The organism is Secundilactobacillus similis DSM 23365 = JCM 2765 (assembly GCF_001311075.1).
Classification (GTDB): domain Bacteria; phylum Bacillota; class Bacilli; order Lactobacillales; family Lactobacillaceae; genus Secundilactobacillus; species Secundilactobacillus similis.
The window spans coordinates 1-11,795 of sequence record NZ_BBAD01000094.1 but is presented as its reverse complement, the minus strand read 5'-3'; the positions used below and the strand labels follow the sequence as shown (position 1 = coordinate 11,795).

The window sequence follows — 11,795 nt, the reverse complement described above, 5'->3', positions numbered from 1 at the left end:
GACAGTGCAATAGCGAAAAACTTATGTAAGCAAAAGTTAAAAAGAAATGAGAAAATGATTAAAGAAATGCGTGACATTGGTCGGAAAATTCCTTATAATAATGGCATGCACTTAAACATCCGAGTTTGAGTTGAATCCTTGCTTAGTAGGATTTGTAAGGATACTATGATAAGGCGATCCACGTGATCTGCCGTACAGCTCTAGCCCTCATCTTCTCAATCGGAGGTGGGGGCTATCTGTTTAATCATAGGTGGATAACGCTATAGAAGGTAGGTGTGTCAATGAGCTACTTAATTGGATTAGATATTAACCTCGCGTCCGTCGGTTTTGCGGTCTTGCAGACGGATGAGCAGGGGCAACCAAATAAGATTCTAAAATTGGATAGTGTGCTGTTTCCGAAGGCTGAAAATCCGAAAGATGGGGCCTCACTAGCGATGACGACGCGACAGCACCGGTGCACCCGGCGTCGTTATCGACGAGCGCGGTTTCGCAAACACCGAGTTGCGCAGTTGTTCGTTCGGTCAGGACTAATGACCGCCGAACAGCTCAATGCGTACTTTACGCAACAGCAACCCCACCACGATATCTGGCAACTTCGGGTGAAGGCGTTGGACGAACCGCTGAGTGAACTGGAGTTGTTTGAAGTTCTTTACTACCTCGTTAACCATCGGGGCTTTAAGTCCAACTCCCGTTCAGAAGTGGCGAACCGCATGGATTCAGATTCTGGCGAAGATCTCGGTCGGTTACTGCAGGCCATTCAGGATACCAAACAGGTCTTTCAAACGGGCCATTACCGGACCTTTGGTGAAATGATGCTACAGGATCCGCGGTTTCAAGAACGGAAACACAATAAGAATTATGCGTCAACTTACTTAATGCACCCGCTTCGCGAATGGATCGAAGCGGAGGCCCGGTTGATTTTGAGCAGCCAGCGTCAGTACCACACTGCGATTACACCGGCATTTCAACAAGCCTACATAACGATTTTAACGAGTCAACGAAATTTTGATAGTGGTCCGAGTGCCCCGAGTCGCTTTGGGGGCAACCTCATTGAGAAGATGGTGGGGAATGACAGCTTGGAACCGCAAGAAAAGCGGGCAGCCAAAGCCACCCGAACTTGTTGTGAATTTGACCTGTTGCGGACCGTCAACGCCATTAAACTGGTGAGTCCACGGGAACGTAATGGCCGCATCTTGACTGTCACGCAACGGCACACCTTGATTGCGCTGGCCCATAAGCAACAAAGCTTGGACTTTGCGCAAGCTCGGCATGCGTTGGCGTTGCCAGACGACGTTCGGTTTAGTCAGGTGAACTATCAAAATCAGACGGTGAAGAAGGCTGAAAAACGGTCGAAAATCGTCAACTTTAAACCGGTTCATGATATCAAAGTCGCTTTGAAATCGAGTTTGTATGCGGATGATACGGATTTGATCGACCAAATTGGCACCATTTTGACAAATTTCTCCAGTGATCAAGCGAAGCGGAACGCTTTGACGGCACTGGCAGTCCTTTCGGATACGGAAATTGAGCATTTGTTGACGTTGAACTATACGTCGTACTCTCAATATTCCTTGAAGACGATGCGGCAGCTCTGGCCCTATCTTTGGCGCGGGCACAGTTTTGAAGAATCACTAGAATTGGCGGGTTATCTCCTGAAGGATCAGGTGATCGACCGAGACTATTTATACGCGAATTTAACGAATCCGGTGGCGAAACGCGCCGTTTCAATCGCGTTAAAGGTTGTTCGTGCCATTACCAACCAGTACGGTCGGCCGGATGCGATTCGAATGAAGTTGGCGACGGAGTTGACCATCGATTTCCAAGACCGGGTCGACTACGATAAACGCCGGCAACGCGAACGGGCTGGCACGGCTAAAATTGCGGCCACGTTGCACCAATTGGGCGTTCCTGTGACGGGAAACAACATTCTCAAGCAGCGACTATTTACGGATCAGCAGGGAATTGACCTGTACAGTGGTCAGCCAATCAGCCTGAGCGGCTGTTTAACGATGACGATTACCAGATCGACCACGTGGCACCGTACTCAGTTAGCTTTGACGATAGCTACTTGAACAAAGTCGTCACGAGTACGATGAATAACCAAATGAAAGGCAATCGGCTGCCAATGCAGTTCCTAGCACCCGAACAGCAGGCTGGTTATACCGAATTAGTTCAAAAAACGGTCAAATCCTTCCGAAAACGGCAACGCTTATTGAAACCGGATTTCTCCGCGAAGGACTGCAATCGCTGGCAAGCGCGTAACTTGGGCGATCACCGGTATGTGAACCAGATTCTCAGTCAGTATTTCCGACAAAACATTACTTTCCGGCCGGTTTACCATGACCCGGTGACGTCGGTTAATGCGCGGGCGGTATCGAAATTGCTACAACGGTTTAGTATCCGGTCGATTCAACAACCGACTGATCTGCGTTACGCAGCCAACGCGGTTGTGGTGGGCTGCACCGTGCCAACCTACTTGAAAACGTTGATGCAGTACAGTGCTGCGCGGGAAGTCACCCACAACGAAACGCTGTGGACGGACTTCGAACGCACCGCTGCGACGGATGCGGCGTTACAACCGGCGAACCTTAAAGTCCGTAACCAGATGCCGCTGCCATGGCCGGAATTCCGGGATGAACTGAATGCCCGGTTGTCCGATGATCCCGTTGGTTTAATGATCACGCAACGCTGGTCACAGTACCGACCAAGTGAAATCAAAGCACTGAAGCCCGTGTTCGTCATCCGAACAGCGCAACACCATGGGCGGGGTGAAGTGCATAAGGAGACCGTTTTCTCGGCTAAGCAGTATGCTGAGACGGGAATGGTCGTCCAACGGGTCGCGATTAAATCGCTCAAGCTTAGTAAGGACCAGACAATCACTGGCGCTAAGGGTGTGTATCAACTGGCAGCCGATGGCAGTAACCGCGTGGTGTATGACGCGATTCAGGCGGCGCTGTTAGCCGCTAACGGTGATGGTAAGCAGGCTTTTCCAGAGGGTCAACTCGCCGTGCAGGTCGGTGGCCAGACCAAGCTCGTGACAAAGGTCAAAGTGGCTAAAAAGGCGACGCTAGTAACATCGGTGGGCCATCACCGCGGGGTTGCTAGTAACTCGCGGATGGTTCGAGTCGATCTGTACCAAACGGAGCACGGTTACGCTGGTGTGCCAATTTATCCAGCTGATCTGGTTCGAGATGAACTGCCGAACAAAGCCATCACCGCGCGCAAACCATACGCGCAGTGGGACCAGATTACGGCGACGGACACGTTCGTGGGGTCGCTCTATCCCAACGATCCAGTACATATTACGCGGGAACGCGCGATTCGGTTGAAGTCTACGAACGGCAGTGTTCGGAAGGTCACCGAACTCGACTGTTACTTTGCGAAGATCAATATTTCGAACAACAGTGTCACTTTTAAGGCCCATGATGGCAGTTACGAGATTCAAGAACTGGCATTATCCAGTCTGGCCAGTTTGCAAAAATACCGGGTCAGCTATCTTGGCGACCAGCACCTAGTCAAACACGAAGGGCAACGAACAGCCAGCGCCTATCACGTGAACGTTTAACAGCAACAAAAAACCAGCAACGTGCCTCGCACGTTGCTGGTTGGGTTTAGTAGGATTTGTCAGGATACTATGACTAAAATAGCCAAAAGTTTGGTTGGGTCTATCTTAAAGGGTCGGTCAAGGCTTGTCAAGCTGAAATCGACTGGAATGACTTGAATTGAATTTCGGAAATAAGCGACGAGGAGGGACAGCGATGAAAACGACAAACAGTAGTCTTTCGGCACAGCACTTATCAGCGGGTTACGGTCACAAGGTGGTGATCAATGACCAAACGATTACGATTCCGGCGGGCCAGATCACCGGCCTGATTGGCCCCAACGGCAGTGGCAAGAGTACGTTATTCAACGTGCTCAATGGGTTTGAAAAGCCGATGGCGGGGGACGTTTACCTCGGTGACCACACCGTGGCGTCCTTTAACGCCAAGCAGCGGGCGCAACACATTGCCTGTCTGGTACAGCATCCAGAGGCGCCTAGTGGCATCACCGTATCAGAACTGGTGACTTACGGGCGGTATGCTCACCGTCGTGGGTTACACCGGTTCGGGAAGGCCGACCGGCAAGCGGTGGCGGACGCGATTACGGCGGTGCACTTAACGGCCTTTGCCGACCAGCCCGTTAGTGATTTATCTGGTGGGCAACGACAGCGGGCGTTTATCGCCATGACGTTGGCGCAGGATAGTCCGGTAATGATGCTGGATGAACCAACGACTTATTTGGATCTCACGAATCAATTGGAGATTCTCACGTTGTTACAGGAACTGAACGCCAAGTTTCATAAGACAATCGTGGTAATTATTCACGATTTGAATCAAGCCGCGGCCTACTGCCAGCATCTGATCTGTCTGGTTCACGGACAGGTTCAGGCGGCGGGGTGTCCGCGAACGGTGTTGACGGAAAAGTTGTTGGCGGACGTCTTTCAAGTCAGGGCCGACATTGCTTACGACCAGCAGTTAGATTGCCCGCAAATGCTAAACTGCCGGCCACTGGCGGCCATCTCATGAGACGGTGGTTAGGCGGTGGCCTGGTCGGACTCCTGGTCATCAGTGCCGTACTCAACGTGCTGGGTGGGCCGCACTGGTACAGCGTGACGGTGTTGTGGCAGCCACCCACGCAACTGGTTGGCAACATCATTTGGGGTATGCGGGTGCCACGGATGCTGGCCAGTGTGATGGTTGGGGCGTTGCTAGCTGTGAGTGGGTTACTGCTGCAGACCATCGCGCATAATCCGATTGCTGATCCGTCGATTCTGGGAATTAACGCCGGGGCGAATCTCGCGCTGATCATCGGTGGCGTGGTTGGTATCGGCATGTCGATCGGTAACACGATTTGGTTGTCGTTGATCGGCTCCGGGGTCGCATTTGCGGTGGTGTTGGGCTTATCGTTGTCCCATCACGGAATTGAACCACTACGGTTGATTCTGGGTGGCACGGTATTTTCCGGCTTCATCAGTTGTTTATCCTACGCGGTGAGTGTGGTGACCAATACCAGTGAACAGTACCGGAACCTGTTGGTGGGCGGCTTTAGTAGCGCCACTTACGGTCAGGTTTGGCTGTTGGCGGGGGCGTTGGCCATTGTACTCATTGGCGTTATCACTTGCAGTACCGGTTTTACGCTACTGGCATTGGACGAACAAACGACCCAGGGCCTTGGTGTTGCCACTGGGAGACTGTGGTTGATTGCAGCGGGGTTAATCATTCTCGCAACCGGCGTCAGTGTGTCAGTTGGCGGCAATATCGGTTTTGTGGGTCTCGGCATTCCACAACTGATCAACGTGTTACGGCCAGGCTCGTTTAAGCAAAATGTGGGCAGTACGATGGTGGCGGGAGCCGTCTTTATGACCTTGGCGGACCTGATTGCGAAAACGGTGATTCCGTCAGTTGAATTGCCATTAGCGGCGTTGAGTGCCATGTGTGGCGGTTGTCTGCTATTCGTCATGGTACTTTTAGGACGGCAGGTGGTGCGCGAATGACACGACAAACAAAGGCGTGGTTAGCGTTGAGTTTTAGCGGTGTGCTCTGTTTGGCCTCAATGGTGCTCTTGCTGTCACTGGGCGATATTCGGCTGAGCGTCTGGCAGGTTTTAGGCACGTTGATCGGTCACGGTGACTTCACCGCCAACTTCGTGGTCTGGCAGTTACGGATGCCAACGGTTGTTGCAGCGGTGATCACGGGTGGTGCCTTGGCGGTGAGTGGGTTGATCCTCCAAGTCGTTACGGGCAACCCCTTAGCGGACAGCAGCATTCTTGGCATCAACGCTGGCGCAAGTCTGGGCGCGGTACTTCTCACTGCTATCGGTGGTGGCACGGCGCTGCTGCCGGGCGCAACTTTAATTGGCGCCGCAGTGAGCTGTGGGTTGGTGATGCTGGTTAATCGGCAAGGTGATCCGATTCGAGTCTTGCTCGGTGGCGTAGCGTTGACCGCGATGTTAAACGGCGTCATTTTGATGTTGGAAATGCAGCTGAACCAGTTCGACTTCGATAAAGCACTGGTTTGGCTGAGTGGCAGTTTTTGGAATCTGGGTGCCGGTTTCTTAACCATTAACGGGGTGGTGCTCGTGATTTTAATGGGCTTGACGCTAGTGATGATCCCAACGCTAAGTAGTTTAACGCTGGGCGCCAAAATGGCCGTCAGCATTGGTGTTAACGTTCGTCTTGGCCAACGGTGCCTATTACTATTAGCCGTTAGTTTAGCGACAGTGGCCGTTTCTGTTGGCGGGGCCATTAGTTTTGTGGGGTTGATGATTCCTAACATCACCAAGCGAATCGTTGGGGAACGGGTTGCAATTTGGCTACCCATGAGTTGGTTATTAGGGAGTAGTTTGATGCTGTTATCGGCGGTTGTGGCTAATAACGCCTTCGGGAAGGTGACGTTGCCGGTCGGGTTGATCGTGGCAGTGGTGACGATGCCGTACTTTATTTATCAATTATTTGGTCAGAAAAATTCCCAGTAAAATAGACATTCTGGCCTTGGGAGGAACCGATATATGAAAAAATGGAAAAGTCTTTTAAGTTTAGCAGCCGTTGTGGCAGTCGGTGGTATCTTGTTGAGTGGTTGTGGTTCAACTAGTAAATCCAGCAATTCGAGTGCTGAAGCTACCCGGACCATCAAGACAAGCACCGGTAAGCTCAAAGTTCCAAGTCACCCGAAGCGAATCGTTACGAACGTTTACACGGGTGATGTTTTGTCACTGGGCGGTCACGTGGTCGGTGCCACATCGACCGACCTTGCGAGTCCCTACATATCAAAAGCGACCCGGTCAAGCATCAAGAATCTGGGCCTAACGTTGAAAGCAGAAGCAGTGTTGAAACTCAAGCCCGATTTGATCGTCACAAGTAACGAAGCTGACGTGAAGGCGTTGAAGAAAATTGCACCGGTCGTTTACGTGCCATATGGGAGTACGGGAAACATTGAACAGACCGCCACTAAGTTTGGTCAAATTTTGAACCGTCAGAAACAGGCAACGGCTTGGAATAACAAGTTCAAACAACAAGCGAAGGTCAACCAAGCTAAGTTGAAACAGGCCGGCATCGATACGGCGAAAACGACAGTTGGCATGTATGACATGCAAAACGGAAAGCTGTTTGTTGATGGTGCAGCTTGGGGTCGTGGCGGTCAGGCGTTGATCACCGGATTGAACTTCCAGTTGCCAACGGCCATCCAAAAGATCGACAAGGGTGCCGGGTATCAACAAATCTCACTGGAATCGCTCAACAAGTACGCGGCGGACTGGTTGTTCTTTACCAACACCACGGCGACTCAAAAGGGTGAGGCTGCAGTGAAGGATTTGAAGGCCAACGCGGTTTGGAAGAGTTTGCCGCCAGTGAAGGCGGGACACGTGATCGAGTTGCCGTTTAATAAGATGTACTACTTTGATCCGGATGCGGTTTACGCGCAGATGAATTTGATTACGAAGGCGATGATTGCGGCGAAGTAGTTGAGGTCAGATAAACGCTGAAATTCTAAACGAAAAGAGCTTACCTTGCTCGGTTGAATTTGACCGAGGGAGGTAAGCTCTTTTTTGTTTGAGAGATATTATTTGTTTGTCTTATCAGACAGCCACGCCGAAACGTGCGCCACAAAACTGAGAGCTATGTGTAAGTCGACTTCGGTAAAACCCCAGACCCGGGGCTTTCACGAAGTGACTTACACGCCGCTCTCAAAGCGTTTTGTTCTGCACGCTAATAAATTCCCGCCACCTGCGCTTGCGCCACTTCATGGGCCATAAAGTCATCGTAAGTCGTATCCGGCTTGTCCACGATGCCCTTTGGTCCCACTTCGATAATGTGGTTGGCGATGGTTTGGATGAATTGGTGGTCATGGCTGGTGAAGACCATTGAGCCTGAGAAGTCCACGAGGCGTCGTTCAGGCTGGTGATGCTTTCAAGATCCAAGTGGTTGGTTGGGTCGTCCAGCAACAGTACGTTGGCCTTGCTGAGCATCAGCTTGGAGAGGTAACTCCGCACCTTTTCGCCCCCGGAGAGGACTGGTACTTCTTTGAGCACTTCATCGCCCTTAAACAGCATTTGGCCCAAGAAGCCCCGCAAGAAGGTGTTGTCGCTTTCTTCCTTGCTAGCAAATTGACGCAACCATTCGAGAATGTTGAGGTCGTCGCTAAATTCTGGGTTGAGGTCCTTTGGCATGTAGGCCCGGTTGGTGGTCACACCCCAGGTAATGGTACCTGAATCGGGTTCCATGGTCCCAGCAATCAGCTGCATCAGGATGCTGGTCGTCACGTCAGAACGGGAAATAAAGGCGGTCTTATCGCCAGGACGTAAAATGAAGCTGACGTTGTCCAGCACCTTTTGGCCGTCAATCGTCTTCGTAACGTTTTCCACGCGGAGTAAATCGTTACCGATTTCGCGCTCCGGCGTGAATTTGATAAACGGATACTTTCGTGAACTTGGCTTGATGTCGTCCAAGGTGATCTTATCCAGTTGCTTCTTCCGAGAAGTGGCCTGCTTCGACTTCGACGCGTTGGCCGAGAAGCGGGCGATAAATTCTTGGAGTTGCTTGATTTGTTCTTCTTTTTTCGAGTTAGCTTGGTTGCGTAACTTCAAGGCCAGTTCAGAACTTTGAAGCCAGAAGTCGTAGTTACCGACGAAGAGTTGGATCTTACCGAAGTCCACGTCACACATGTGGGTACAAACGGCGTTCAGGAAGTGACGGTCATGGCTGACGACTAGAACGGTGTTAGCGTAGTCGGCCAAGAAGTTTTCCAACCAGCTGATGGTTTGAGGATCCAAACCGTTGGTCGGTTCGTCTAAAAGTAGGACGTCGGGTTGGCCAAACAGGCTTGCGCCAACAAGACCTTGATCTTGTCACTTTCAGTGAAGTCCTTCATTAATGTTTGGTGACGATCTTCAGTGATGCCCATGGATTGCAGGAGTTGACTAGCATCACTTTCAGCGTTCCAGCCGTCCATTTCAGCAAATTCACCTTCGAGCTCGGCTGCCCGGATGCCATCAGCATCGGAGAAGTCGGCTTTTGCGTAAAGGGCATCCTTTTCAGTCATCACTTCATAGAGGTGCTCGTGACCCTGTAAGACCGTGTTCAAAACGGTTTGGTCGTCAAAGGCAAAGTGATCTTGCTTCAGGCTACTCATTCGTTCGTTAGGCCCCATCGAGACGTTACCGGTGGTTGGTGCTAAACGACCCTCTAAAATTTTCAAAAATGTCGATTTACCGGCACCGTTAGCCCCGATAATGCCGTAGCAGTTGCCCGGCGTAAACTTCAAGTTCACATCATCATACAGTTTACGGTCAGAGAACCGCATTGACACGTTGGTTACAGTTAACACGCGCTTACCTCGCTTTAATTTGATTGATAGTTAGTTGTGACAATTATTCACGTCTTTATATAGTAGCAGATTAGCAACGAATAAGCCAATCAATCGGACTAAATTCGATGGGAAAGTTCGGAAATTCAACTTGTAGCCGGATTGCAGTGTACGATGAGTGGGGCGAACAATGGTTAACATCGAGTACTGGAATTAAATGGACGATGGTTGCGTGTGGTAACAACAATCATAAAATAAATGATATATTTTTACGGCCTATACCAATTAACCGAATTTTACTAAATAATTTAATCATTAGTAAATGGTTTTAGTGCAAACCGGGGGTAAGTGCAGTTAGGACCGGTTATGCTCAATTTCAAACAAGATTGGTGTAGCTAATGGGTCAAAACATGCGCTACTGTGCCAAAATGAAACACTTTCATTTTTTGTGAAATTTTGAAATGTAACCGCTTGCCTTTTATCTGAAAACGTTTACAATTGGAAACTGTTGAAAAAGCAATTATTAAGTTAGATAAGTTAGGAGCGATTCACGTGCGTAAACACCATTTAAGTATTTTCTTCATATTCGTTTTCGGCGCACTGGGGGGCTTGCTCTTTGGATTCGATACCGGGATTATTTCCGGGGCCTCGTCACTGATTGAAAACGACTTTAGTTTAAACGTTGAACAGACCGGGTTCATTACCTCGTCTGTGCTGATTGGTTCGTCCGTTGGGGCGTTATCGATTGGGTCATTGTCTGACAAGTATGGTCGGAAAAAGTTGCTGTTGCTGGCCTCGATCCTCTTCCTCGTTGGTTCTGGATTATCAATGGTCGCTACCGGGTTCGTTTCAATGATTATTGCCCGGATCATTTTAGGGTTCGCCGTTGGGTCAGCGTCCGCTTTAACGCCAGCGTACTTGGCTGAATTAGCGGATGCCCCACACCGTGGCTCACTTGACGATGTTCCAATTGATGATCACGTTAGGGATTTTGTTAGCTTACATGTCAAACTTAGGTTTCTTGCACCACAACCTGTTAGGCATTCGGGACTGGCGTTGGATGTTAGGTTCTGCTTTGATTCCTGCCGCTATTCTGTTTATCGGGTCGCTGATCTTACCAGAATCACCACGGTTCTTGGTTGAAAAGGGCCGTATCGACGAAGCCAAGTCCGTCCTACACGGTCTTCGGGAAAATACAACTGAAGATCCTGACAAGGAATTGGCTGAAATTCAAAGTGTTGCTAATCAACCAAAAGGTGGTTTGAAGGAACTCTTTACCTTCGCCCGTCCAGCCGTTGTCGTGGCGATTGGGTTGATGTTCTTGCAACAATTAGTTGGGATCAACTCCGTCATTTACTTCTTGCCACAAGTGTTCATCAAAGGGTTTGGTTTTGCTGAAAGTAACGCTATCTGGATCTCAGTTGGGATTGGGGTCGTCAACTTTGTCTGCACGATCTTGGCCTACAAGATTATGGATAAGTTTAACCGTCGGACCATCTTACTCTTTGGTTCAATTGTGATGGCCGTTTCCATCGGGATCCTCTCTGTCTTGAACTTTACGTTGAGCGTTCAAGCCGCTGCCGTACCAACGATGATTTTAATCGCTATCTACATCTTCGGTTTCGCCGTTTCATGGGGCCCAATTTGCTGGTTGATGATCGGTGAAATCTTCCCATTGAATGTCCGTGGGGTTGGTAACTCCATTGGTTCAGCTGCCAACTGGATCGGTAACTTCATCGTGTCACAATTCTTCTTGGTTCTGTTGAGTGCCTTCCACAACAACGTTGGTGGTCCATTCGCAGTGTTCACCTTCTTCGCCATCGTTTCAATCTTCTTCGTCATCTACTTCGTCCCAGAAACTCGGGGCAAGTCACTCGAAGAAATCGAAATGGAAATGCGGAAGCAAAGTGCGGATAAAGCCGCTGCTAAATAAACTGATATTAAATTAAAACGACAATCTCGATACGTTCGAGGTTGTCGTTTTTTGGTTACGTTTGTGTCCAGCGTAAGCATGTTCAGTTTGTGAAATTCAGTGATTCTGATTCTCTATAGTGGGAAGATGCCGCGGGAGGCTCCGGCGCTATGCGGGGACTGGAACGCAGTGGCGGGCCTACGAGCTAGAAACGGAAGAAGACCACTTCCGTGCCGGATCTCTCCGGACCCGCGTATGACTAAAGCACTCGCACCCCACGGGGCACGACTGCTTAAGTCATACCGACACTGCTGAGCCCCGCGCGCCTCCGCCTCCCGCTACATTGTGCGCTGTTGGCAACCAGAACTGCTAACGGTTACGTGCTGAAGTTGACGAAACTGCGTGACAGTTACGTTTAATGGTAACTCAACAGTTGCAGAAACAATCGTGGTCAATGTTCAGTAGCTGCAATGAGTCAAAAATTGTGCAAGATCAAATCTACCGGTCATGCGCTCCGTTTACGTGAACTTAATGCAGTTGCGTTG

Annotated in this window: 4 protein-coding genes and 3 pseudogenes; 6 read left to right on the top strand and 1 reads right to left on the bottom strand. The window is 50.1% G+C overall.

Going from position 1 to position 11,795, the window contains the following annotated elements; all coding sequences use genetic code 11:
• The first annotated feature begins 281 nt into the window (after positions 1-281).
• The 5 genes and pseudogenes from cas9 to JCM2765_RS14450 all read left to right on the top strand — a co-directional run bounded on the left by cas9 (position 282) and on the right by JCM2765_RS14450 (position 7,497).
• Positions 282-3,565, top strand: a pseudogene (gene cas9, locus JCM2765_RS19200) (type II CRISPR RNA-guided endonuclease Cas9).
• 193 nt (positions 3,566-3,758) lie between these two features.
• On the top strand, positions 3,759-4,565 hold the full coding sequence (locus JCM2765_RS14465) for an ABC transporter ATP-binding protein (RefSeq protein WP_054737336.1): 807 nt from the start codon (positions 3,759-3,761) through the stop codon (positions 4,563-4,565).
• Entirely contained in the window at positions 4,562-5,533 is a 972-nt protein-coding gene (locus tag JCM2765_RS14460; protein ID WP_054737335.1) for a FecCD family ABC transporter permease, read from the top strand. The genes JCM2765_RS14465 and JCM2765_RS14460 overlap by 4 nt, the downstream gene beginning before the upstream one ends.
• Positions 5,530-6,513 (top strand): FecCD family ABC transporter permease, encoded by a 984-nt coding sequence (locus JCM2765_RS14455; RefSeq protein WP_054737334.1) that lies wholly within the window; start codon positions 5,530-5,532, stop codon positions 6,511-6,513. Before JCM2765_RS14460 ends, JCM2765_RS14455 begins: the two co-directional genes overlap by 4 nt.
• Positions 6,514-6,546: 33 nt before the next feature.
• Positions 6,547-7,497 carry an ABC transporter substrate-binding protein gene (locus JCM2765_RS14450; protein WP_054737333.1) on the top strand — a complete coding sequence of 317 codons (951 nt, stop codon included), beginning with the start codon at positions 6,547-6,549 and terminating at the stop codon, positions 7,495-7,497.
• Between the two features lie 244 nt (positions 7,498-7,741).
• Here JCM2765_RS14450 and JCM2765_RS14445 read toward each other — a convergent pair.
• A pseudogene (locus JCM2765_RS14445) lies at positions 7,742-9,359 on the bottom strand (ABC-F family ATP-binding cassette domain-containing protein).
• 531 nt (positions 9,360-9,890) lie between these two features.
• Here JCM2765_RS14445 and JCM2765_RS14440 point away from each other — a divergent pair.
• Positions 9,891-11,271: pseudogene (locus tag JCM2765_RS14440) on the top strand (sugar porter family MFS transporter).
• The last annotated feature ends 524 nt before the right edge of the window (positions 11,272-11,795 follow it).